Here is a 24,709-nt window from a genome sequence, read left to right on the forward strand (position 1 = left end):
AAGTCTGATCAGATCATCGCCCGCAGCGGACCCTGCGGATCTGCGCCGAGACGGCTCAGCGAGGCGGCGTGGAATACAGTGCCCGGCACGTGAATTGCGTGGTGCTGTCCCGCGTGGGCGTCGCGCCAGAATCGCTGAAGCGGCTTGTCCATCCGCAGTGCGTTGCCGCCGCAGCGCGGGTAGACCTGATCGATCGCGTTGATTGCGCGCCACGCTGCCTGCACCTGAGTCTGACGTCCCTCGGCGCGCTGCTCGAAGGTGACTTCCTTGCCGGCATCCACTCGATCCCACATGCGGTCGACGTTGGCCAGCAGGGTGTCGCGGGCTGCCCGGATGTCGGCAGTTGCCTGACCGATGGCGAACAAGGTGTACGGGTCGTCCTTGACCGCCGTGCCCTGTGCGTTGATGCGATCGGCCTGGTACTCGTTGGCGTGGAAGAGCATTCCCTCGCAGATGCCGATGGTGGCGGCGGTGATACCGAGGGGGAACATGTTCGACCACGGCATCAGGTACAGCGTCTCGGTGCGCCCGTACTTGCGCACCGCCGTTCCGTCGATGACCTCGTCGCAGTCCATGACGCGGTAATCGGGGACGTACGCATCCTTGACCACGAGGTCCTTGGAGCCGGTGCCGCGAAGTCCCATGACATCCCACGAGTCTTCGATGATTTCGTAGTCGGTGCGCGGAATGATCACATGGAGCATGCGCGGCGGCATCTCCATGTTGCCGTCCTTGTCGCACGCCATCGCACCGAGGAAAGCCCAGTCGCAATGGTCGGTGCCGGAAGAGAACTGCCAGCGGCCGGAGAACTTGTAGCCGCCGTCGGTGGGGATACACATTCCGCCGGGCATGTACGGCGATGCCATCCAGGTGTCGGGATCCGATCCCCAGATCTCCTGCTGCACCTTGGGATCGGCGAACGCGAGCTGCCACGGGTGAACTCCGACGATCCCGTGTACCCAGCCGGCCGAGGGATTGAGCGAAGCCATGCGCATCACGGTCTCGGCGAACTCGCGAGGATGCGCCTCCATTCCGCCGTGTTCCTTGGGCTGGAGCATGCGGATGGAACCGATTGCCTTCATCTTCTTGGCGGTGTCGTCGGCCACCCGGCCGATCTGCTCGGCCTCGATGCCTTCGGCGAAGATGTCGTCGGCCATCGCGTTGATCTGTTCGAGCACTTCGTACGTCATGTTGTTCCTTGCGTTCAGTCAGGTTGTCTCAGCAGTGTTTTCGACTGCGAATCAGGAGGTTGTCTCGAGCGCCTGGGCGTCACGTGCGGCAACGTTTTCGGCGACTTCCCGCTTCCAGCTCTCCACTGCGCGGGTAGTGTCGATCTCGAATTCGAAGCGCTTCGTCATGTCTTCCGTGACGTTCTCGACATCGGTGTAGAACTGGTTGTACCAGCGCCGCAACTGGTAAACCGGGCCGTCCTCCTCCGAGAGCAGCGGGTTGTCGATCGGGGCCTTGTTCTTCCAGATCTCCACGTCCTGAAGGAATCCCATCTCGACGCCCTCGGTGAACTGCGCGGCCATCGCGGCAGTGGACTCGTCGTCCATACCGGGAAGCTTCTTGACCATCGCGCCGTACTGCAACACGAAGGCATTGTTCGAGATGGGGTAGTGGCAGTTGATCAATACAGTTTCGATGATCTGCCCGTTGGCTTCGCTCTTGATCCAGTCGATCATGTACGACGGACCGAAATACGAAGCATCCGAACGAAGAACAGCGTTGGGATCGCCGTAGTTGGTGCCGCTGATGATGTCCTCGCGTCCCACCGATTCCATGTACTGGCTCGCTACGTGACCTTCGAAGATGTTCTTGAAGTACTTGGGGAACGAGTAGTGAACGTAGAAGAAGTGGGCCATGTCCACGACGTTGTCCACGATCTCGCGGCAATGAGAGCCTTCGATGGTGAGCGTGTTCCAGCTCCAGTCGCTCCACTCATCGCTTCCGAAGCCCTCGATGTCGGGAATTGTGACCTCGGCGGGCGGGGGATTTCCCTGGGGATCGTGCCAGACGAACAGCTGACCGTTCTTCTCGAGTGTGGTCCACGCCCGCGTCTTGGCCAGCGGCGGAACGCGTCGTGCGTAGGGGATCGCCGTACATTTTCCGTTACCGCCCCAACGCCAATCGTGGAACGGGCAGGCGATCGAATCGCCCTTGACGGTTCCGTGAGCGAGGTTGCCACCCATGTGGCGGCAGTAGGCGTCGAGAATCTTGATGTCGCCCTTGCTGTCGGCGAAGACGACAAGGCTGGTGCCGAATGCCTCGATCTGGTGGGGCTGACCGTCGCGATAGGTATTGCTCAGTCCGAGGCAGTGCCATCCACGCGCGAACCGCGCCGGGGGCGCTGCCGCTTCGATTTCTCGAATTTCCTCGCCGGCGCCCGACTGCGTCGAGGCGTCCGTAGTGGTGAGTGGGCCGGTTCCGAGTGCCATGTCTTCCTCCGAGCCGCGTCTTGCGACGCTCCAGTGATGTGATCCGTCTCATACAACGACGAAGCGTCCTCTGGAGATACGGCAGTTCCCGCTGGATGGAACACCCGCTCGGTGACCTGCAGAGATTCAGCTCGCGAGTGTCGCCACATCGTCGATCGCGTAAGTCGCCCAAGCCCGAGCGGTGACGACCCCGGTGGGATCGGTGGCGACCAGAGCTACGTCGGCGACGCTCTCGTGGTCCTTCTCGTACGTAGCGAGCACCGTCACGGAGCAGTTCAGATCTGCTCCCGCGGAAGTTGCGGTGCAACGTCCGCGGAACCGTCGTAGCGACGCCGAACCGTAACGACGAGCGGCGAAATCGGCAAGGGCAGCAACGGAATCGGTTCCGGTGCCCGCTGTCGGGGCTTCCCGGACGAAGACCTCGGCAACCAGATGCCCGGTCTGGTCGTGGTATTCGGTGATCCGCTCGAGAGTCGAGCCCAGCGGCCTCACGGATCCGGTGAGCAGTGCGCCCGGATCAGGGCGCCCGAAGAACACGACGTCCTGTTCGACGACGGACCCGTCGGGTGCCGAGCGCACGGTGCCGTACAGCGAGTCGAAATCCGAGAGGAGCGTGGTGGCAGTACGGGGAGCAGATGCCGTGAAGTGGGCGGTACCGAGGTTGGTAGTCATGACACTCTCCGTTGGACGCGACCGAGACGCTGTCGTCTCGGTGGGTACATCGACGCTAACCACCGCTCTCGTGGGTGACGACAGGCTTCCCGCTGATCGGGAGCATTCTCGGATTCGATCGAAGAGGTGGAACCTGTTCCAGTTTTGTGCAATTCTGGATATCGTATCCGTGACCGGGAGCACATCTCGATGACTGCACGCGCCGAGCAGAAGGAAGACCAGATGACAGACGAGTTCGCTGACCTGCACCGACCGGTATACGGTCCGGACCTGCTCATCACCGCTCTGGAACGCAATCACGACAAGCCTGCGCTGTACCTCGGAGACGTGATCCTCACCGGAGGGCAGATGCGCGATCAGATCAGCTGCTTCGCCCAGGCTCTCGCGTCGCTGGGAATCAGTCAGGGCACCAGCACCGCAATGCTGTCGAAGAACCGCCCCGAGGTGCTGATCAGCATGGGCGCGACCATGATCACCGGCTGCCGGGCGAGCGCCCTGAACCCGATGGGATCGCTCGACGACCACAAGTACATCGTCGACGACGCCGAGATCGAGACCCTCATCTTCGATCCCAATGCCTTCGAAGAGCGTGCCGCCGAGTTGAAGGCGTCGTCGCCTTCGCTGACCAACGTGCTCTCGATGGGTCCGTCCGAAGTGGGGATCGACATCCTCGCGCTGGCTGCCACATTCGAGCCTGCGCCGCTGAAGGCAGCGCACGTCGATGCCGAAGACGCCAGCAGCATGGTCTACACCGGTGGAACGACCGGCAAGCCCAAAGGTGTTGTGGGATCGTTCCGTTCGGGTGCAGCGCTCAATCAGATCCAGATGTCGGAGTGGCAGTGGCCCGAGGACAACCGCTTTCTCATCTGCACGCCACTCTCACATGCAGGTGCGGCGTTCTTCATCCCGACTTTGCTGCGTGGCGGCGCTCTGATCGTCCTGCCCGCCTTCGAACCGGGGGCCGTGCTCGAGGCGATCGAGAAGCACAAGATCACGGCAACCATGTTGGTGCCCACCATGATCTACATGCTCATGGACCACCCCGATCTGCCCAAGCGTGACGTATCGAGTCTGCAAACGCTGTTCTACGGAGCGTCCGCGATGTCCCCGGCCAGATTGCAAGAGGGCATCAAGAAGTTCGGCCAGATCTTCTTCCAGTTCTACGGTCAGACCGAGTGCGGCATGACAATCTCGGTGCTGCGCAAGGAAGAACACCTCGCCGACGATCCGGCCCGCCTCGCGACCTGTGGGCGGCCGGTGCCATGGCTCGACGTCCGGTTGCTCGACGACGACCTCAACGAGGTGCCGCAGGGAGAGCTCGGTGAGATCTGCGTGCGGGGCCCGCTGATCATGAAGGGCTACTGGAAGAAGCCGGCCGAAACCGCCGAGGCGTTCCGTGGGGGTTGGCTGCACACCGGCGACATCGCACGTAAGGACAAGGACGGGTTCATGTCCATCGTCGATCGCAAGAAGGACATGATCGTGACGGGTGGTTTCAACGTGTTCCCGCGCGAGATCGAAGACGTGATCTCGGCGCACCCGTCCGTCGCATCGGTGGCGGTAGTCGGTGTGCCGGACGACAAGTGGGGCGAAGCCGTCAAGGCCTGCGTGGTGCTTCGTGCCGGACTGACCGTGGACACCGAGGAACTGGTCGACAAGGTGAAGGCAGCCAAGGGTTCGGTTCACGCTCCCAAGAGCATCGACTTCGTGGATTCACTCCCGTTGACGCCGTTGGGCAAGCTGGACAAGAAGGCACTGCGCGCGCGGTACTGGGAGACCAGCGCCCGCGCAGTCTAGGAACCAGCGTCGTGTAGCGAAGGGTCAGCGTTTCCAGACGTAACGACGCTCCGGGCGGCCCACCACTCCGTATTTCAGCGAGGTGGTGGACCGCCCGGACTCGTAGAGGTACTCGAGGTAGCGCCTCGCGCTCGCGCGCGAGATACCGACTCTCTCGGAAATGTCTGTTGCCGAGGCGGGTTCGGTGTCGTCTCGCAGAGCTGTCTCGACCAACAGAAGAGTCTCGGGACTGAGTCCCTTGGGTAAACCTTTGTGGGACGACGCCCCTGGTGCGCCACCTGCAACACCGAAGGCCTCGTCCACTGCTGTCTGTTCTGCTTCGCCGGAGCTGTCGAGATTCGCGTATGTCGATCGGTAACGCTCGAGACGCTCACGGAGAACCTCGAACGTGAATGGCTTCATCAGGTAATGCACGACGCCGCTGCGCAGCGCCTTCTTGACCGAGCCGGCCTCGCGCTCACTCGTGATGACAAGAACATCCAGCTCCGGTGCCAGCTCGCGAAACGGGGCGATCAGATCGAGTCCGGTGGTGCCAGGCAGGTGGACGTCGAGAAGCACCAGGTCGGGTTGGAACTCACCGACTGCGGCCAGCGCGGCCTCGGCCGAATGGGCGACGCCACACACTTCGAAACCGTCTATCCGCGAGACGAATCCGCTGTGCACCTTCGCCACCATGAAGTCGTCGTCGACCACCAGTACCCGGATCATGCGCCCTCTCCGTCGTGTAGGACTGCGGTGAAGACAGTCCATTCGATGCCTTCTGTCGAACGACTACTCACGGTGACGTCGCCACCGCGTCGACGACACGTCAGGCGTACCAGTGCCAAGCCGAAACCGTGTCCGTCGCTCGATTGTCCCTTGGTGCTCCAGCCCTGGCCGAAAACCCTGTCGCGATTCTCCGGCGCGATACCGGGGCCGGCGTCCTCGACCCGTACTTCGACGGCGGTGCCACGGCCCCGAATCGACAATCGAACCTTGCGGCGCGACGCTTCCGGCATCTCACCGACAGCGTCGACGGCATTGTCGACGAGGTTTCCGACCACCGTCACGAGGTCTCGGCCGAGTCGGCGATCAACCGAGTCCAGGTGCGTGTCCGATGTCAGTTCCACGGTGACCAATCCCTGTGCAGCGGCACCTATCTTGGCGATCACGAGTGCGGCAGTGCCGACGTCGGCGATCTTGTCGGTCACGGCTGCACTGACCTGTGCGCGCTCCATGGTCAGGCCCTCGACGTAGCCGACCACCTCGTCGTACTCGCCGAGCTGGATGAGGCCGGAAATGGTGTGCAACTGATTGTCGAACTCGTGGATGTGGGCGCGTAGCGCGTCCGTGCTGGTTTTGGTCACGTCGAGTTCTTCTTCCACGGAGCGCAATTCGGTGCGGTCGCGGAAGGTGGTGACCGACCCGATGGTGCGGCCTTTCGATTCGATCAAGACGGTGTTGAGGACGAGTAGTCGATCTCCGACAAGAACCAACTGATCGGATTCGGTTGTGCCGGAGGTCAGTACACTCTGGAGTCGGTCGTCGAGACCGAGGTCCCGCACAGATCTACCGGCACTCCCGCGTGGGATATCGAGGAGTTGGTGGGCACTGTCGCTCATCAGCACCACCTTTCTCTGCGCGTCGAATGCGATGACACCTTCCTTGAGGCCACGCAGCATCGCCTCACGTTGGCGAACCAGGTCCAGGATCTCGCGAGCCTCCATGCCGAGAGTCTGCCGTTTGACCCTGCGGGCCAACAGGATCGAACCGACGCCCCCGAGAAGCGAGGCCACCGCGAGGTATACCAGGAGGTTCGGTGCAGACTGCAGCAGCCGCGTCCAGATCGAGGGGTACTCGATGCCGACGATCGCGGTTCCGGTGATCCCTCCTTCGCTGCCGAGAATCGGAACGTGCGCTTCCACTGCCTTGCCGGAGGACGTGTCGACCAAACCCGTCCATGACCGATCCTGTGTCTGACGTGCGTCGACGCCGACATCACCGGGACGCGTCGAAATGACGACACTGCCGTCGGCGTCGGCAAGCGAGACGTAGGTGACGCCCGAGATGGCGCGCACCGAGTCGACCGAACCTTGTAGTCCGGAGCGGAGACGAGTCTGTGCCTGGGGGAGTAGTTCACGTACCGCTGGATTGGCTGCTAGTGATTCCGCTGCCGAGAGTGCGCGACGTCCCTCCTCGCGTTGGAAACTCGCAGACGACTGAGCGAGGGAGAGGGCGGTGACACAGACGAGAACTGCGACGACGATCAGAAGTTGCAGTTCGAGAAGTTGGGTCGCCAGAGTGTGCCGGCGCCGAAACAGGCGCTCACGCAGAGGCGACTTGCGCTCTCGCTCGGCCTGCTCGTTTCCTGAGGACACCAGCCAGACCCTAGCCTTCGGTTCGATGCCGGGAAAGCAGTTGTTCGTGAGCACAATGAGCACAAATCAATTTGCTTTCCCAATGGTGACCCCAGTCACAAAGTGCGTCAGTATGAAACCTGTTCACACAGCGGTACCAGCAGACAGCCAGCAGACAGCCAGCAGACAGCCAGCAGACAGCCAGCAGACAAGGACAAGGCCATGAGGACATCGAAGCGACTGAGCAGGCATATCGCCCTGCTCGGTGCTTGCGCGATGGCTCTCGTGCTCTCGACCGGATGCACTCCGGTCGAGTCCTTCTTCGCAGGTGGTCGAGCGGGTGAGACTTCCGAAGAACTGCGTGTACTGGTGCCCTCGGTGGCCGGTGGTGGTTACGACCTGACCGCCCGGACCATGGTGCAGGCACTGGCCGACGAAGGGACCGTCGACGCCGACGTCGTTGTTCTGCCCGGATCGGGTGGCATCGTCGGACTCAACCGGTTGGCTCTCGAACGCGGAAATCCCGATCTACTCATGGTCATGGGACTCGGCGTTCTCGGGTCGCTCGAGATACTGCCGTCCGAGCACACCCTTTCCGACGTGACACCGATCGCGAGACTGGTCGAAGAGCCGGAAGCTGTACTGGTCCCAGCAGATTCGCCTTACAAAACTCTGGCAGATCTGACGCAGTCCTGGGTGGCGGATCCGTGGTCGATCTCGATCGGTGGTGGTTCGAGTGAAGGCGGACCGGACGGGCTGTTCCGCCTTCTGTTCGCACGGGCGGTCGGCGTCGATCCGTCGCTGTCCCCTTACCGAATCTACGACGGCGGCGGAGAACTGCTTCCTGCGCTGCTGACCAGGCAGGTCGACGTCGCCGCCACCGGTATCGGTGAGTACCTGGATCAGATTGCGGCAGGCACGGTTCGGGTCCTTGCGGTCAGTTCGCCGGAGCGCACTCCGGCGGTGGATGCACCGACCATGGCGGAGTCGGGCGTCGACGTCACGTTCACCAACTGGCGGGGTCTCATGGCGCCCCCCGGATTGAGTGACGACCAGCGTCAGCATTTACAGAATTTAGTGCGGGATCTGGCGGCAAGTCCACGGTGGAACGAGCTGTCCGACCGAAATGGTTGGAACAGCGCAGTTCTCACCGAACCCGAGTTCTCTGCCTTCCTCGCCGAACAATCCCGGTTCGTCGACGCGACACTCGATCCGCCCGGCACCAACTGAGCACAACCGAAGTTTCGTTTCATCTCCACGAAGGCCACCGGCTCGATTTGCCGTGCCGTTTTTCTCGGCAACTCAGCACAAAAGGAGTTCATCATGCTCGTCACACTCGGCTTCCTCATGGTTGCGGTGTTCATGTTCCTGATCCTCACCAAACGCGCGACCCCGGTGGTGGGACTGACCCTGGTGCCGGTGGCCTTCGGACTACTCGCCGGAGCGGGCCTCGGCATCGGCGACATGATCACCGACGGCATCAAGTCGCTCGCACCCACCGCGGCGCTGTTGTTCTTCGCGATCATCTTCTTCGGAATCATGATCGACGTCGGCCTCTTCGATCCGCTGGTCAAACTCATCTTGCGGATGGTGCGAGACGATCCGATGCGGCTCGTGGTCGGCACCGCGGTGCTCGCGATGGTGGTTTCGCTGGACGGAGACGGTTCGACGACCTTCATCATCGTGACCTCCGCGCTGCTGCCGCTCTACCTCAAACTCGGTGTCAGTCCCGTTGTACTGACGGTGATCGCCGGCTTGTCCAACGCGACGATGAACATCATTCCGTGGGGTGGCCCGACCGTGCGGGCGGCTAGCGCGCTGGGACTCTCGCCCTCCGACGTGTTCGTCCCGATGGTGCCGTCGTTGATCGTCGGCCTGATCATGGTGCTCGGATTCGCGATTCACCTCGGGATCATGGAGCGTCGCAGGATCGGGACTTTGGTCCTGACTTCTGAGCGCATCCTCGAAAAGGTCGGAAACGGTGGAAGTTCCAGCACCGGTAGCGCCGGCACCGGCGGCTCGAACGACTCCGAAGACGACGGCGGCGACACCGGACGATTCATCGACGGCCTCGACCCCAAGCGGGACACCTTGCGACCGAAGTTGCTCTGGTTCAACGCCGCGCTGACGACGATCCTTCTCGTCGTGCTCGTGATGGACATCCTGCCCATCCCGGTGCTGTTCATGATTGCGTCGTCGATCGCTCTCGCGGTCAACTTCCCGGCGGTCAAGGATCAGGGCGAAGCAATCGCACGCCATTCGTCGAGCATCGTCTCCGTTGTCGCGATGGTCCTGGCAGCAGCGGTGCTGACCGGCGTTTTCCAGGGAACCGGCATGGTCGAGGCGATGGCAGAGTGGCTGCTCCAGGTCATTCCCGACGCGATGGGCCCGCATCTGGCCGTCATCACGGGCGTCCTGAGCATTCCGCTCACGTTCTTCATGACCAACGACGCGTTCTACTTCGGTGTGCTGCCGGTGCTGTCCGAGACGGCAGCCCAGTACGGCATCGAGCCGGTGGAGATGGCGCGCGCTTCGATCACCGGGCAGGCCGTGCACATGCAGAGTCCGCTGGTCCCGGCGATCCTGCTGCTGGTCACGCTCGCCGGTGTTTCTCTGGCGGATCACCACAAGAAGGTCCTGTGGCGAGCAGGCCTGATCTCGATCACGATGCTCGTGGTCGGTGTCGGATTGGGGCAGATCCCCTTCTGAGTGCGATCAGTTGTGGAAGGGGCACCGGCCTTGGTCGGTGCCCTTCTTCTTTTTGGTCACGAAGTTGGGCCGGATGTCGAGATCGGGCTCGTCGTACAGGCGGTGGAACGTCGGCGTGAGCGAGCTGGACATGGGCGGGTTCACCCATGACCAGTCGGTCGGGCACTTGCGCCCGGCCTTGTCCTCACGCGCGATGTGATCGATGAATTGCTTTGCGACAGTGTGATGGTCGACCATGATGACGCCGGCCTTGCGGTAGCTGTGGATAACTGCACGGTTCAGTTCGACCAGTGCACGGTCCTTCCAGAGCGTGCGGTCGTGGCTCATGTCGAGCTCCATCATCGCCCCGATGGTCGGCAACATGTTGTAGCGATCGGTGTCGCTGAAGTTGCGTGCACCGACCTCGGTGCTGACGTACCAACCGCTGAACGGTGTGCAGGGATAAACGATTCCACCGATGTCGAGGTTCATGTCCGAGACCGCGGGAACGGCATGCCATTTAAGCCCCAGATCAGCGAACCAGCTGTATTCGGGATGCTCGATCTCGACCTCGAGAACGAGGTCGGTCGGGACGTCGAAGTACTGCAGGGGTTCGTCGGGAACCGAAATCAGCACGGGGAGAACGTCGAACGCCGTGCCGGCGCCCTTCCATCCCATCGCGGTGACCTGAGCGGTGAGATCGACGTGCCACGGGTCGCCCAGGATGGTGCCGTCCGGTTGCCGGTAGCCGGCGTAGCGGATCAGTTGCGGGCTGAGGATGCGGTACTCCTGGCCGTCCTCGCGGGGAAGCGGCCCGACCGTCACGACGGACTGCAGAGCGCCGCCGTTGGTCGACAGTCGCAGGTGCTCCCAGCACGCTTCTGCGAGAGCGGAAGCCGTGACGGCGTCGCGCGCGTCGATGAGTTTGAGGGTCCGCCAATGCGCGCGACCGACGCACCTGGCGTGGTTTCGCCAGGCGAGTTTGGCGCCGACGAGCAATTCCTCCGCTGTGTGCGTGTAGGTACCGGTCCGGTGGAGCTCACGCAAGGCCTCGCGCCGCCGAGACGTCGGGAGGTGGCCCAGTTCCGGAGAGTCGAAAAATTCGACGCACTCGAGTTCCCGACGTTGAAGCTCGGTCAGCGTCGGGGTGGTGGAGGCGATCTGGGACGTAAGCCCGCTATCGGTGGGCAATTCGTCCTGTCGAACAAAATCCACGGCACGACTCCTGTTTGGCTGGTTGAGATTTCGCTGAACGTTAGCTCGGCGATTGAGAGTGTCGAAGCTCTTGTTTATCTTGCACGCAAGAATAAGAAAGGGACGGTCACACCGCGAAATGGGGTCGCATTGTGACACTTGTCCAGAATGATTTACGAGTCAGACATTTGTGACATAAGCTGCAGACGAAATTCCGCGGCGGGTCTTGCCGCGTCTAGTCGGGACGAGGATGAGCGTGGATTCGCAAGCAATCTCTCTGGTCCGGTCGAGCTTCAAATCCGTCGCTGCGGTAGAAGATGGTCCGGAACGGCTCGCCCGTACCTTCTATTCGATCCTGTTCGCTCGATCGCCCGAAACCCGGGAGTTCTTTCCGGCAGCGATGGATGTGCAGCGGGACCGGCTTGTCGGCGCTATCGCTCACGTCGTCGAACGCCTCGACGAGTCCGACGCGATACTCGAGTACCTCGCGCAGCTCGGCCGCGATCACCGCAAGTACGGCGTCACCGACGAGCATTACACGGCAGTCGGCAATGCCCTGATCGAAGCACTCGAGACTTTCGGTGGCGCCGAAATGTGGACAGACGAGGTCGACAGCGCATGGCGCAACGCGCTCGCGATCATCTCGGCAGCGATGATGGACGCCGCCAACGCGGAGGACGGCCCGCCCGCCTGGAGTGCCACCGTCATCGAATGCCGCCCGGTCATCAAGGGCGTCGCCGTCGTCAAGCTGCAACTCGACCAGACTATGCAATACCGCGCCGGTCAGTACGTCAGCGTGCAGGTCGCCGCGAGGCCGCGGATGTGGCGCTACCTCTCACCGGCCACGCCGTACGACGGGACTGGAGTCCTCGAGTTCCACGTTCGTCAGGTCACCGGCGGGTGGGTCAGCCCGGTCATGGTGAACCAAACCGCTGTCGGTGACACCTGGGTGGTCGGTTCGCCCATCGGCGCCCTGGGGATTCCGGAGAACTCCAAGGACCTTTTGATGATCGCGTCGGGAACAGGTGTCGCGCCTCTTCGCGCTCAGATCCTCGAACTGATCCGACGCGGCAACACTCGCAAGGTCCAACTGTTCTACTCCGGACAGCATCCGTGCGATCTCTACGACCTTCCGCATCTGTGGAAGCTGGCCGAGAAGCACCCGTGGCTCACGATCATCCCGGTCTCGGAAGAAGACGAGAATCCGTGGTGGCACACCGAACCGGAACCGCTGCCGCCGATCGGCATGGCAAGGCGCATCGTCGGCAAGGTCGGTAAGGTCGTGACCTCGTTCGGGGACTGGGCGGGCTACGACATCCAGGTCGTCGGCAGTGAATCCATGGTCAACAGCACCAAATTCAGGCTTCGCGCGGTGGGCATCGACGTCGACACCGTTCGCAATGATCCGACGTACTGACCGTCAGTACGGATCGAACTGAATGACCTCGGCCGGCGTTCCGGCCTCGATCAATCGATCACGCGTCGATCGAACCATGGCCGCTGATCCGCACACCAAGACCTGATGTTCGGTGAACGCACCGTACGACGCGACGACGTCGGCGAGCGTGCCTTCGATGAGATGGTCGTCGCCGAATCCGATGTCGACGTTCAAACGGTCGAACCACCCGTCGGGCGGGCCGCCGTCGGAGAGATCTTCGACGACGGGAATGGGCTGCAACCACGGAAACTGGTCGGCGAGCAGCCACAACATGTCCGCTGCGTAAAGATCGCGAAGCGTTCGGCCACCGAAGAAGAGGTACACCTGCGGCGGGTTCGGGGTCTGAGCCAGATCGAGAATGATCGACCGGAGTGGGGCCAAGCCGGTTCCGCCCGCGACCATGATGACGGTGGGGCCGTTCTCGTCGACGGACAGGTTGCCGCGCGGGTCGAGGATCTGCCAGACGTCACCAGGCTGGGTGTCCTTGACTATCGAACCGCTGACCCAACCGCCGGGAACCGTCTTGACGTGAAACTCCAACTTCCCGTCGTGTGAGGGAGGCAGTGCGGGGGAGAGTCGACGGAGCAACCGCGAATTCTGCGGGACGCTGACATCGACGTACTGGCCGGGGCGGAAGGGGACGACATCGCCGACCAAGCGGACAACCGCCAGATCCTCACGGAGGCGGTGATGTTCGACGACTGTGCTCGACCAGGTTCGCTGGGCCATGAAAGTTCTCCTGTAGTCAGTAGAGCGGGTCGTGCCGGATCTGGTCGAGCGGAGTTCCGCCGGCACGCAAGGCGTAGACGGTGGTCTTGATCATCGACGGTGACCCCGAGATCTGCACCTGACGGTCGGCCCACGAGCCGAACTGCGAGACCACTTTTCCGATCGGTCCGATCAGTCGGCTGTGCATTCCGAAGGGTGGCTCCAGCACCGGTCCGTTGTGCCACCAAGGGTTTTCGGGTTCTTCGGAAACCGGTACGACGGTCAACCACGGATTACTGAGCGAGATGTGCCAGAGCGTTTCGAGGTCGTAGAGGTCGCACGGATACCGGCCGCCGACGAACAGGTGCACGCGCGGATTGTGCGCGCGTTGGGACATTTCCATCACCTGTGCCCGCAGTGGGGCGATGCCGGTGCCGGATCCGATCATGAGAACGTCACGGTCGCTGGTGAAATCGACCTCGAGACCGCCGAGGGGAGTGGACATGACCCAGCGGTCACCGACGTTGGTCTCGCTGACGATCGCGGGGCTGACCCATCCTCCCGACACCTTGCGGATGTGGAACTCGAGCTGACCGAAAGGGTTGGTCGGAATCGCCGGTGAGTAGTACCGCCACATTTTCGGGCGCTGGGGAATCTGAACGCCGACGTACTGTCCCGCCCCGTACGGAATGGGTGGGTCGGCTTCGAGGCGCACTATCGCCAGATCGTCGAGGACTCGTTCGTGGCTGACCACGGTTGCGCCCCAGAGTGCCGGGGTCGTATCGGACTCGGCGCCGTCGGCCATCGTGCTCACGACGAGGTCGGTGAACTGAGACCAGGCGTCCTCCAGTTCCGGCGTCCACTTGTAGCGACTGTGCGCGCTGGTTCCGTACATCGACCGAACCGCGCGCTCGAGTGCAACACCGGCAGCCTCGTAGTGCTCACGCTCGACGCCGTAGCGGCGATGATCGCGGCCGAGTTGGGTGAGGAACTTCCGGATCCGACGATGCTGGGGAAGGTTCTTGACGACGAACTCGATCGCTCTGAAGAAACGGTGCCCCTGCGATTCCATCCCGGCCGGGAACAATGAGCGGTACAGAGGATGTTCCGCAAAGAGGCCGGTGTAGAACACTGCCGAGAAGTGCGCACGGCTCTCTTCGTCGTCGGTCAGAGAATCGAGGCTGGATTGCAGACGGGCGATCACTGTCGGATCCAATCCATCCCCCTTTCGCACCAGCTGCAACTCTCGCCACAATTCTAGTACGGCTGAAAATGTGACCTGAGTCATTATTTTTCGAGTGTGTTCGGTGAGCATCCGACGCTGCTGTTTCTGACCGACCAGCCGTGCAGGCAGCGTTGGTCGACGAAGAATCGGCGAGCAAATGGAGGCGTCATGACATACTCCTCCCTGAACTTCTCGGTGGTTGTCTCCCGCTCCCTGGGACGATGACATAGCCGCCTAGCCTGAGTTGGAGACTTGCCGATGGGATTTCAGACACCGCTGTATGAGCTGAGCGAATACCTGAAGTGGACCACGAGCGGAAAGATTCAGCTCCCAGATTTCCAGCGTGGCTACAAGTGGGAGGACGAGCGGATCCGTCAGTTGCTCGTGACGATCTTGCGTGGACACCCGCTTGGCGTGGTGATGCTGCTGAATACCGGCAACGATCAGATTCGTTTCAAGCCGCGCCCGATCGAAGGTACGTCCGTTTCGGACGGCACCACCGCTGATCTACTTTTGCTCGATGGGCAACAACGATTGACGTCACTCACTCAGGCCCTTACGGGGGATGGGGTGGTGCGCACAATGGACAGCCGCGGCAAGCTAATGAATCGTCGCTATTACATTGACATGCAGTTGGCCGTGCAGGGCGAGGATCGCATCGATGAAGCGGTCTTGTCGGTCCCTGGCGATGGCATCGAACGGACCAATTTCGGCAAAGACATCGTTCGCGACGTTTCCACACCTGAGAAAGAGCAGGCCGGCGGCCTGTTTCCGGTGCGTCTCCTGTTTGGAGACGCAATGTCGTGGCTGTTTGGTCTTGATGACCGTGAACTTGCGAAAAGGTTCAACGCAGATATCTTGAAACCAGCTGGTTCCTACAACATTCCTGCGATCGAGCTCGGAAGGGATACCAGCAAATCGGCCGTAGCGACAGTTTTCGAGAAGGTCAATGTGGGTGGTCTGCCCCTGAATGTCTTCGAACTGCTGACCGCTACGTTTGCCGGTGACGCTGCGTACTTTGCCGAGCATGGGACTGACTTTCGTCTGAACGACGATTGGAAGGAGTCGAAGGCCAAGTTCGTGCCATATCCGGTCCTCGCGGGTTTGGAGAACACGGACTTCCTTCAAGCCGTCACGCTACTTGCAACACGGAAACGGAACCTTGCCGACACCAGTACACGGCCTCCGGCAATCTCTGCCAAGCGCGAGGACGTGCTGAAGCTGACGTTGGATGAGTACCTGGAATGGGTAGGGCCGCTACGTGAGGCGTTCATTTGGGCATCGGACTTTCTCGCCGACCGCCACATCTTCGACACCCGTTTTCTTCCCTACCCGAAGCAACTCGTTCCACTTGCGGCGATTCGGGTTGTCATGGGCAGCGACGCTGACTTGTTCGGCCCTCGCGAGAAGCTTGTCCGGTGGTTCTGGTGTGGAATCCTCGGCGAACTCTACGGCGGGGCTATCGAGACCCGGTTCGTCCGCGACCTCGAACAGGTACCGGCCTGGGCGCGCGGACTGGACAGCGCCGCAACGCCGAACAGCGTGAACGACGCGACATTTGTCGAGTCTCGACTCCATTCACTTCGCACGCGCCAAGCTGCGGCATACAAGGGCATTTATGCGCTCTTGCTTGGTAACGAAGCCCGAGACTGGATGGAAGACAAGGCCTTGGACAAGGTGCAGTACGTCAGCCTCGCTGTTGACATTCATCATATTTTTCCGAAGAAGTGGTGCAACGACAACAAGATCGACGACGAACATCGCGAGAGCGTGGTAAATAAGACCGCTATCTCGGCTGTCACCAATCGCACGATCGGGGGAGCGGCGCCCTCCGCCTACCTGGCTCAGATCGAGAAGAAGGCGCAGATCGGTTCGGCGAAGCTCGACGAACTGGTGGAGGCTCACCTTGTGCCCGCAGCCCATCTTCGCTCCAATGACTTCGACGCCTACTTCGTCGAGCGGCGATCGCGCCTGTGCGACATGGTGGAGAAAGCCATGGGAAAGGCGGTGCCTCGGGACGTCGGTCACGATGCCGGAGAGGACTCGGCTCAGTTCCAATTGGCGGAGATTGAAGAACTCCCAGAAGAAGCCGAGTGATCTGGGTGGGCGATGACACGAGTTGCCCTGGCGAACCACCCGATGTGAATGCAGGCCTCTTTCATCTGTGAAAAGACCATTAGCCGAAGCATATTCGGTTGGAATAGACCTACTTCGTGTTGTTTGCTGTCCTCTGGTTGGCTGCTGGCGCGGTGTATTCACGGCCGCATAGCCGTTGATCTGGTCGCTGAAGTCGAGGGGATCAGCGTCGTCTCCGACCCGTTGCTGGTGGACCTCACCTTGCTCGAGGTGGGCTGCCGCGCTGAGGTGAAACTCAGCTATGTCGTAACCGTCAGTTATGTCTAACAGCCTGGACGTCTGGTGCGGGCACGTAAGGTCGGCTGCTCGTTCGGTCGGATTAGTTCCGTCGGTCAACCGGCCCCTGTCTGAAACAGTGCATGGTCGTACACACGCGTGATACCGGTCCGGTCGGCTGCCGAACTGAGTTGAAATATTCAGAGTCCGCGACTCGAATACTCGATCGGGATCTCACACGTCTTCAAGTTGTGATCGACATTATTCACGATTCTGGACTTCCGTTTCGATTGCGGGGTCCTGCCTACTAAGACCGAAAATGTGACCTACGAAACCAACTCGGCCTGGCGAAAACAAACTTGAGCGGAATAGACTCAAGTTTGTCCGCGTTGAGCATATTGACACAGTCGCAATACCAACCGGTCGCGGCTCTTCCCGTTCGACTTCGCCAGAAAGGTGACAAGTGGACTCGTTCACACCAACAACCAAGACCCAGGCTGCGATGACGGCTGCACTGCAGTCGGCGTCGTCGGCGGGTAATCCCGATATCCGGCCTGCCCATCTGCTGGTCGCATTGCTCGACCAGACCGACGGCATCGCTGCCCCACTACTCAAAGCTGTAGGCGTCGACCCCACGGTCGTACACCGTGAAGCACAGGCAATCGTCGATCGCCTGCCCAAGACAACCGGCGCAAGCTCCACCCCGCAACTCGGGCGTGAGGCACTCGCGGCACTCACTGCTGCTCAGCACCTCGCCACCGAGATGGACGACGAGTACGTCTCCACCGAGCACGTCCTCTACGGACTGGCCGGCGGCGACTCCGACGTCGCGCAGTTGCTCGTACGTCATGGCGCTACCCAGGACGCATTGCGTGAAGCCTTCACCACCGTCCGCGGCAGCGCTCGCGTCACCAGTCCGGAGCCCGAAGGCACCTACCAAGCGCTGGAAAAGTACTCCACCGACCTCACCGAAGCTGCACGTAGCGGCAAGCTCGACCCGGTGATCGGTCGCGACACCGAGATTCGCCGTGTCGTGCAGGTGCTCTCGCGTCGTACCAAGAACAACCCGGTACTCATCGGTGAGCCCGGCGTCGGCAAGACCGCGATCGTGGAGGGCCTTGCCCAACGCATCGTCGCGGGTGACGTCCCGGAATCGCTTCGAGGCAAGACCGTCGTGTCCCTGGACCTCGGGTCCATGGTCGCCGGTGCCAAGTTCCGCGGTGAATTCGAGGAACGCCTCAAGGCAGTTCTCGACGACATCAAGAACAGTGCCGGACAGGTCATCACCTTCATCGACGAGTTGCACACCATCGTCGGCGCCGGAGCCACCGGTGAATCCGCGATGGACGCAGGCAACATGATCAAGCCGATGCTCGCCCGCGGTGAGCTGCGACTGGTCGGTGCCACCACGCTCGAGGAGTACCGCAAGTACATCGAGAAGGACGCAGCACTCGAGCGTCGTTTCCAGCAGGTGCTCGTCGGTGAGCCCTCGGTCGAGGACACCATCGGCATCCTGCGCGGTCTCAAGGAGCGCTACGAGGTTCACCACGGCGTACGCATCACCGACTCCGCGTTGGTGGCTGCTGCCGCGCTGTCGGACCGGTACATCACCTCGCGGTTCCTGCCGGACAAGGCCATCGACCTCGTGGACGAAGCCGCATCGCGACTTCGTATGGAGATCGACTCGCGACCCGTCGAGATCGACGAGGTGGAACGCACTGTTCGCCGACTCGAAATCGAAGAAGTGGCACTCGAGAAGGAGACAGACGACGCGTCCAAGGCTCGGCTCGAGAAGCTGCGTCAGGAACTCGCCGACGACCGCGAAAAGCTCAATCAGCTCAGCACCCGCTGGCAGAACGAAAAGCAGGCCATCGACTCGGTGCGCGTGCTGAAGGAACAGCTCGAAACCCTGCGAGGAGAGTCCGAGCGCGCTGAGCGTGACGGCGATCTGGGCAAGGCAGCCGAGTTGCGCTACGGCCGCATCCCGGCGCTGGAGAAGGAACTGGAAGAGGCAGCAGTCGCTTCCGGAGCCGCCTCCGACGGTGACGTGATGCTCAAGGAAGAGGTCGGGCCGGACGACGTCGCAGACGTGGTCGCAGCCTGGACCGGCATTCCGGCCGGCCGGATGATGGAAGGCGAGACCGAGAAACTGCTCCGCATGGAGTCCGAACTCGGCAAGCGCGTCGTCGGCCAGACCGACGCCGTCGTCGCCGTCTCGGATGCGGTTCGCCGTGCCCGAGCAGGTGTCGCCGACCCCAATCGGCCCACCGGTTCCTTCCTGTTCCTCGGCCCGACCGGCGTCGGCAAGACGGAGCTCGCCAAAGCCTTGGCGGACTTCCTCTTCGACGACGAGCGCGCGATGATCCGTATCGACATGAGCGAATACGGTGAGAAGCACTCGGTGGCCCGACTCGTCGGTGCCCCTCCGGGCTACGTCGGCTACGAAGCCGGTGGCCAGCTCACCGAAGCAGTTCGGCGACGCCCGTACTCGGTGGTCCTCTTCGACGAGGTCGAGAAGGCACACCCCGACGTGTTCGACGTCCTGCTCGCCGTGCTCGACGAAGGCCGACTCACCGACGGTCAAGGCCGCACGGTGGACTTCCGCAACACCATCCTGATCCTGACCTCCAACCTGGGATCCGGTGGCACGCGGGAGCAGGTCATGGACGCGGTACGCCACGCGTTCAAGCCGGAGTTCATCAACCGTCTCGACGACGTGGTCGTCTTCGACTCGCTCTCCGAAGAGCAGTTGGAGCACATCGTGGACATTCAGCTCGAGCAGCTGCAGAAGCGTCTGGCTGCGCGTCGTCTCACCCTCGAGGTGAACGGTGCGGCTCGGATGTGGCTCGCGGTGCGCGGCTACGACCCGCTGTACGGCGCTCGGCCATTGCGTCGACTCGTTCAGCAGTCGATCGGCGACCAGCTCGCCAAGCTGCTCCTGGCCGGCAAGGTCCAGGACGGCGACACCGTGCACGTCGGTGTCAGCGAGGACGCGGATCAGTTGGTTCTCTCCTGATTCGGTAAGCGGAATGCCCCGTCGATCCACTTGGATCGGCGGGGCATTCGCATTTTGTTCTACCCTGGATGGCTGGATGCTCGAACCGGGGATGTCTGCACCCGCGCCTCTCCGAACGACTTCGACGCTCTTTCGTCCCAACCGAAGGTGAGCCAGGCATGACCGATCAGAACGATCCGCGTAACTCGGGTGGGCCGCGCCGTGAGGATCCCGAGGCCACCGAGGTCTGGGGGCGTACACCCGACCAGCCGACAGAGCAGTACGGGACGGTGTCCGGCCAGAATCCGAACCAGCCGACGGAGTACTTCGGTCAGCAGCCGGGGGCGGGGCAGTTCCCGGGGGCACAGCAGTATCCCTACGGTGGCCCGGATCAGAACACGGAGTACTTGGGGCAGCAGGGGCAGCAGCCGAATCCCACGCAGGCCTTCCCCGCCTACAACCCGCAGTTCGATCCGCAGGCCCCGCCGCCGGGTGCGACGCAGGCATATCCGCCGTACACGGCCCAGCAGTACGGGAACCCGGATCAGTACGGGAATACACAGCAGTACGGAAACACACAGCAGTATCCGGTTGCCGGTGGTGGCGGGGGAGTTCCGCCGGAACAGCCGTTCATCGAAGACGGGTCGTCGGGCGGCGGTAAGAAGCGCAAGCTCGCGACGTGGGTGGCTGCCGGTGTGGTCGGGATCCTGGTCGCCGTGATCGCGATCGTCGCGTTCTCGGCGTTCGGTTCGAACGACAAGGGAACCCAGACCGCTTTCGTTCCGCCGACCACCACGACGCAGGCGCCGACCACCACACCGCCGAAGGCGAGCACCACGGCGCCGACTCCGACGACGGATTCCCCGCTCAGCCAGCTCCCGGGCGGGCTCGGCGAAGTCATCGGCGACGCCGGGGGAGCCGTCGGCACCGTCAAGTCGAACGACGGCGGCACGTTGGTCATCGATTCGATCGGTGGATCGCAGGTGACGGTTCTGACCACAGCCGACACCACCCTCATCGCGCTCAACCGCGCCACGATTGCCGATCTGCAACCGGGAGACAACATCGTCGTCGACGGAACTCCGGTGGAGAACGGCACGATGACCGCCAACACGATTCTGAGTACGTCGTTGCCGAAGTTCGGCAACTGAGTCGTTCACGACACATCAGGCGAGTCCACCAGGGTGTCGCGGGAGGTTGAGGCCGCGAGTCGCTACCCTGGAGGGTGATGACTGGAATGTGGTTCGGACTGGCAGCAATTGCACTCGCAGGCGCGGGTGCGCTCCTGTACGTCGACAGGACGAGGCGAGATCAATCCGGGCGAGTGCGTCAGATCTGGGCCAAGGCGCAGGGATACACGTACACGGCCACTGACGATCAGCTGGCGGGCGAATGGCATCGCGCGGTCATGGCGAAGCAGGACTACCTGACTGCCACCGACGTCGTCCGAGGCCGTCGTCGCGGAGAGCAGTTCGTGCTGTTCGACCTGGAAGAGACCGCAACCATCGTCGCCGTTCGCCGCGAGATCGGGTCGGACGTCGACATCGATCTTCGGTTGAAATCGACGGCTCCGCCCAAGGACGGCGACCTGAACCTGCTGGGTGCGATCGGTTCACGAGTCGTCTTCGCGACCGATCTCGAGATCGCACGTCGTGTCTGTGATCAGCGCATGGTGGCGTTCACCGAATCGGTTCCGCCGTCGATCAGCATGCTGTGGAGCGAAGGGCAGTGGACACTCGGTTCGCTTCCGGTGACCAGTAACGGCCGGGATTGGGACGCTGCAATCGAGTCGGTTGCGCGCCTGTCCGGCATTCTGCATGTCCTGCCTCCCGTCACCGATCCCAACGAACTCGAGGTCGATCACGATCCGAGCCGCCCGCGGCCGGGCGCCGAGAAGTCTCGCCCAACTCCGGATCCGGTAGAACAGCCCCGTTCGCGTCAAGAGCAGCCGCCCCGTGAAGCTCCGCCGCGTGAATTTGCCCCGCGTGAGTCCGCACCGCGTGAGCCTGCACCGCGGGAATCTGCGCCACGTCCGGATCAATCGCTGCGCAAGCCCGAGGCGGCTGACAAGCCGGCTCAGCGTCCGGCGTCGCAGCGCTCGGGCACAATTCGCCCGGTCGACTGACCTTTAAGGTTCCCGTCCAGCCGCGATAACCACTAGCGTGGCCGGTATGTCGACTTCCCACTCGGATCGCCCTGTGCGTCCCGTTGCCCTGGTGACCGGACCTACCTCTGGTCTCGGCGCCGGTTTCGCCAAGAAATACGCCTCCCTCGGATACGACCTGGTTCTCGTCGCACGTGACGAGGTCAGATTGCACGACCTCGCGTCCGAGTTGAAGACGATGTTCGGCACCGAGTCGGAGATTCTGGTTGCCGATCTCGCATCGGAGGCTGGACGCGACACCGTCGCGCTTCGTCTGGAGAAGGGCGTCGAGGTGTTGGTGAACAACGCCGGATTCGGTACCTCCGGCGAGTTCTGGACTGCAGATCCGGCGCTTCTTCAATCTCAACTCGACGTCAACGTCACCGCCGTGATGCGGCTGACCCGCGCGGCGCTGCCCAGCATGATCGCGTCGGCGCACGGAACGATTGTCAATGTGGCGAGCGTCGCGGGCCTGCTGTCCGGACGGGGTTCGACGTATTCGGCAAGCAAGGCCTATGTCATCTCGTTCACCGAAGGGCTTTCCGGCGGGTTGGCCGGGACGGGAGTGCGCGTTCAGGCGCTGTGCCCGGGCTTCATCCGCACCGAGTTCCACGAGCGTGCGGGCATCGAGATGTCCACGATCCCCAAGCCGATGTGGTTGAGCGTCGACCAGGTGGTTGCGGCGTCGATGAAGGATCTCGGTGACGACAAGGTCATCAGCATTCCGGGAATTCAGTACAAGGTCCTCACGACGGCTGGGCGTCTGGTTCCCAAGGGGCTGGTTCGCCGGTTGACCAACATCGTCGGACGAGGCCGCGGGCGCACGTAGCCCAGAGGCAGAAGCCGAACATAAGCCAGTGGTCGGTAGGCTGAGCACTCATGAGCGATCGTGAGGATTTGGCTGCGCTGGTGCGCGAATTGGCTGTTGTACACGGAAAGGTGACGTTGTCCTCGGGCAAGGAAGCCGACTACTACGTCGACCTTCGCCGCGCGACACTTCACCACAAGGCGGCGCCGCTGATCGGCTCGCTGCTGCGTGAACTGGTCGCGGACTGGGATTTCGACGCCGTCGGAGGTTTGACGATGGGCGCCGATCCGGTTGCGATGGCGGTGATGCACGCTCCCGGACGCCCGATCGACGCGTTTGTCGTTCGCAAGGCTGCGAAGGCTCATGGGATGCAGCGTCAGATCGAGGGCCCGGACATCGTGGGCAAGCGTGTCCTGGTTGTCGAGGACACGACCACGACGGGCAATTCTCCGTTGACAGCAGTGAAGGCTCTGCGCGAGGCAGGGGCCACAGTGGTCGGAGTCGCTACCGTCGTCGATCGCGCGACGGGTGCGGACGCGATTATCGGCGCCGAGGGCGTCGAGTACCGATCGCTGCTGGGCCTGGAAGATCTGAACCTGAGCTGACGCCCCGTGAGTGGTTAAGGGGTCCCTGCACTCCTCAACCACTCACAGGGTCAGTCGCCTACGGTGACGGCGAGTGCTTCGTCGACGCTGTGCGGCGCGGGATCGTGGTCGTCGACGTGTGCGAGGACCTTGCGTCCGCTCGACAGGACGAACACGGCGGCGAGGGTGAGCACCGCGCCGACCCAGAACGGCATGTGGACGTTGGACTCACCGAGCTTGCCGGCTACCCACGGAGCTGCGGCGCCGCCGACGAATCGAACGAAGCTGTAAGCAGCCGAGGCGGTCGACCGTTCCACGGGAGCCGAGATCATGACGGTTTCGGTGATGAGTGTGTTGTTCACGCCGAGGAACAACCCGGCGAGGACGACACCCACGATCAAGACGATCTTGTTCTCGGTGAAGAGCGCCATCATGCCGAGGTCGAGTGCGAACAGTGTCAGCGCCAGCATCATCATCGGTAGTGTGCCGAAGCGTCGTTGCAGTCGAGGGGCGAGGAAGACCGACGAGATCGCCAGCATCAGGCCCCATCCGAAGAAGATGAATCCGATCGGGTACGCCCCCATGTCGAGGGGGAACGGTGTGTACGCGAGCAGCGTGAAGAATCCGTAGTTGTAGAGCAGCGCGGTGATGGCAACGGTGAGTAGCCCGCGGTGTCGCAGCGCCTGGAACGGTGCAGCGATGGACGTGTGGTGTTCGGGCTTGGGTGCGCTCGGAAGCATCACGACGATGAGAATGAAAGCAACCGCCATCAGGGCTGCGACGCCGAAGAACGGTGCGCGCCAGCTGATGTCACCGAGAACGCCGCCGACCAGCGGTCCGACCGCGATACCGATGCCCAGTGCAGCCTCGTAGAGGATGATTGCCCGTGCGACGCCGCCGCTGGCCGCGCCGACGATGGCCGCCAGTGCCGTTGCGATGAAGAGTGCATTGCCCAGTCCCCAGCCGGCACGGAATCCGACGATCTGGCCGATGGTGCTGGAAGCGCCTGCCAGAGAGGCGAACACGATGATGATGGCAAGGCCTACAAGAAGTGTTTTCTTGGCGCCGATGCGGCTGGACACCACACCGGTGATGAGCATGGCCACGCCGGTGACGAGCATGTAGCTGGTGAACAGGAGCGAAACCTGCGACGGTGTGGCGTCGAGTTGTTCGCCGATCGGCTTGAGGATCGGATCGACCAATCCGATGCCCATGAAGGCGATGACGCTGGCAAAGGCTACCGCCCACACCGCTTTCGGTTGTTTCAGGAGGCTCGGCGGAGCCTCGTTCTGGTGCGTTGATGTCGCGGTCGTGTTGCTCACGGCCACCTC

The 24,709-nt window shown here is 62.4% G+C and carries 19 protein-coding genes; 10 read left to right on the plus strand and 9 right to left on the minus strand.

Annotated elements, in window-relative coordinates; translation table 11 throughout:
• Nucleotides 1-8 precede the first annotated feature (8 nt).
• From AC2ETI_RS16185 to AC2ETI_RS16195, 3 genes are all read right to left on the minus strand, one after another.
• The gene (locus tag AC2ETI_RS16185; RefSeq protein ID WP_182261674.1) at nucleotides 9-1,190 is read right to left on the minus strand and encodes an acyl-CoA dehydrogenase family protein; all 1,182 of its coding nucleotides are present in this window, start codon (nucleotides 1,188-1,190) and stop codon (nucleotides 9-11) included.
• A 51-nt stretch (nucleotides 1,191-1,241) separates the two neighbouring features.
• Nucleotides 1,242-2,438 (minus strand): 3-ketosteroid-9-alpha-monooxygenase, oxygenase component, encoded by a 1,197-nt coding sequence (locus AC2ETI_RS16190; protein WP_020906621.1) that lies wholly within the window; start codon nucleotides 2,436-2,438, stop codon nucleotides 1,242-1,244.
• A 126-nt stretch (nucleotides 2,439-2,564) separates the two neighbouring features.
• Nucleotides 2,565-3,110 carry a hypothetical protein gene (locus tag AC2ETI_RS16195; protein ID WP_021334254.1) on the minus strand — a complete coding sequence of 182 codons (546 nt, stop codon included), beginning with the start codon at nucleotides 3,108-3,110 and terminating at the stop codon, nucleotides 2,565-2,567.
• A gap of 222 nt (nucleotides 3,111-3,332) precedes the next feature.
• Between AC2ETI_RS16195 and AC2ETI_RS16200 the strand changes: the two genes are divergently transcribed.
• The gene (locus AC2ETI_RS16200) at nucleotides 3,333-4,907 is read left to right on the plus strand and encodes an AMP-binding protein (RefSeq protein ID WP_151531070.1); all 1,575 of its coding nucleotides are present in this window, start codon (nucleotides 3,333-3,335) and stop codon (nucleotides 4,905-4,907) included.
• A gap of 24 nt (nucleotides 4,908-4,931) precedes the next feature.
• Here the strand turns inward: AC2ETI_RS16200 and AC2ETI_RS16205 are convergent, their stop codons facing one another.
• Nucleotides 4,932-5,615 (minus strand): response regulator, encoded by a 684-nt coding sequence (locus AC2ETI_RS16205; protein ID WP_020906624.1) that lies wholly within the window; start codon nucleotides 5,613-5,615, stop codon nucleotides 4,932-4,934.
• Entirely contained in the window at nucleotides 5,612-7,264 is a 1,653-nt protein-coding gene (locus AC2ETI_RS16210) for a sensor histidine kinase (protein ID WP_483634125.1), read from the minus strand. The genes AC2ETI_RS16205 and AC2ETI_RS16210 overlap by 4 nt, the downstream gene beginning before the upstream one ends.
• Before the next feature lie 201 nt (nucleotides 7,265-7,465).
• On the opposite strand from AC2ETI_RS16210, the gene AC2ETI_RS16215 reads away from it, so the two are divergent.
• Both AC2ETI_RS16215 and AC2ETI_RS16220 read left to right on the plus strand, forming a co-directional pair.
• Nucleotides 7,466-8,473 (plus strand): Bug family tripartite tricarboxylate transporter substrate binding protein, encoded by a 1,008-nt coding sequence (locus AC2ETI_RS16215; RefSeq protein WP_483634126.1) that lies wholly within the window; start codon nucleotides 7,466-7,468, stop codon nucleotides 8,471-8,473.
• Between the two features lie 93 nt (nucleotides 8,474-8,566).
• The gene (locus AC2ETI_RS16220) at nucleotides 8,567-9,952 is read left to right on the plus strand and encodes a CitMHS family transporter (protein WP_003944372.1); all 1,386 of its coding nucleotides are present in this window, start codon (nucleotides 8,567-8,569) and stop codon (nucleotides 9,950-9,952) included.
• 6 nt (nucleotides 9,953-9,958) lie between these two features.
• Here AC2ETI_RS16220 and AC2ETI_RS16225 read toward each other — a convergent pair whose 3' ends face one another.
• Nucleotides 9,959-11,146: a nitric oxide synthase oxygenase gene (locus tag AC2ETI_RS16225; RefSeq protein ID WP_020906627.1), complete on the minus strand. Its 1,188-nt coding sequence runs from the start codon at nucleotides 11,144-11,146 to the stop codon at nucleotides 9,959-9,961.
• A gap of 235 nt (nucleotides 11,147-11,381) precedes the next feature.
• Between AC2ETI_RS16225 and AC2ETI_RS16230 the strand changes: the two genes are divergently transcribed.
• The gene (locus AC2ETI_RS16230) at nucleotides 11,382-12,542 is read left to right on the plus strand and encodes a globin domain-containing protein (RefSeq protein ID WP_047888744.1); all 1,161 of its coding nucleotides are present in this window, start codon (nucleotides 11,382-11,384) and stop codon (nucleotides 12,540-12,542) included.
• 3 nt (nucleotides 12,543-12,545) lie between these two features.
• Here AC2ETI_RS16230 and AC2ETI_RS16235 read toward each other — a convergent pair whose 3' ends face one another.
• Entirely contained in the window at nucleotides 12,546-13,292 is a 747-nt protein-coding gene (locus tag AC2ETI_RS16235; protein WP_003944435.1) for an FAD-binding oxidoreductase, read from the minus strand.
• A 16-nt stretch (nucleotides 13,293-13,308) separates the two neighbouring features.
• Nucleotides 13,309-14,505: an FAD-binding oxidoreductase gene (locus tag AC2ETI_RS16240; RefSeq protein WP_046379818.1), complete on the minus strand. Its 1,197-nt coding sequence runs from the start codon at nucleotides 14,503-14,505 to the stop codon at nucleotides 13,309-13,311.
• A 249-nt stretch (nucleotides 14,506-14,754) separates the two neighbouring features.
• Here AC2ETI_RS16240 and AC2ETI_RS16245 point away from each other — a divergent pair, with 249 nt between their 5' ends.
• The 6 genes from AC2ETI_RS16245 to pyrE all read left to right on the plus strand — a co-directional run bounded on the left by AC2ETI_RS16245 (nucleotide 14,755) and on the right by pyrE (nucleotide 23,399).
• Complete coding sequence (locus tag AC2ETI_RS16245) at nucleotides 14,755-16,593, plus strand: DUF262 domain-containing protein (protein WP_134998291.1); 1,839 nt, start codon at nucleotides 14,755-14,757, stop codon at nucleotides 16,591-16,593.
• A 718-nt stretch (nucleotides 16,594-17,311) separates the two neighbouring features.
• On the plus strand, nucleotides 17,312-19,864 hold the full coding sequence (gene clpB / locus AC2ETI_RS16250) for an ATP-dependent chaperone ClpB (RefSeq protein ID WP_020906630.1): 2,553 nt from the start codon (nucleotides 17,312-17,314) through the stop codon (nucleotides 19,862-19,864).
• A gap of 158 nt (nucleotides 19,865-20,022) precedes the next feature.
• The gene (locus AC2ETI_RS16255) at nucleotides 20,023-20,994 is read left to right on the plus strand and encodes a hypothetical protein (RefSeq protein ID WP_029254744.1); all 972 of its coding nucleotides are present in this window, start codon (nucleotides 20,023-20,025) and stop codon (nucleotides 20,992-20,994) included.
• A gap of 86 nt (nucleotides 20,995-21,080) precedes the next feature.
• Complete coding sequence (locus tag AC2ETI_RS16260; protein WP_020968800.1) at nucleotides 21,081-21,968, plus strand: type III secretion system chaperone family protein; 888 nt, start codon at nucleotides 21,081-21,083, stop codon at nucleotides 21,966-21,968.
• 46 nt (nucleotides 21,969-22,014) lie between these two features.
• Nucleotides 22,015-22,815, plus strand: a complete 801-nt coding sequence (locus AC2ETI_RS16265; protein WP_029254745.1) for an SDR family NAD(P)-dependent oxidoreductase — start codon at nucleotides 22,015-22,017, stop codon at nucleotides 22,813-22,815.
• A 50-nt stretch (nucleotides 22,816-22,865) separates the two neighbouring features.
• Entirely contained in the window at nucleotides 22,866-23,399 is a 534-nt protein-coding gene (gene pyrE, locus AC2ETI_RS16270) for an orotate phosphoribosyltransferase (RefSeq protein WP_019749433.1), read from the plus strand.
• Between the two features lie 50 nt (nucleotides 23,400-23,449).
• Here the strand turns inward: pyrE and AC2ETI_RS16275 are convergent, their stop codons facing one another.
• Nucleotides 23,450-24,706: an MFS transporter gene (locus AC2ETI_RS16275; RefSeq protein WP_020906634.1), complete on the minus strand. Its 1,257-nt coding sequence runs from the start codon at nucleotides 24,704-24,706 to the stop codon at nucleotides 23,450-23,452.
• Nucleotides 24,707-24,709: the final 3 nt, after the last annotated feature.

This window comes from Rhodococcus sp. MurmanLake-1 (assembly GCF_056945715.1).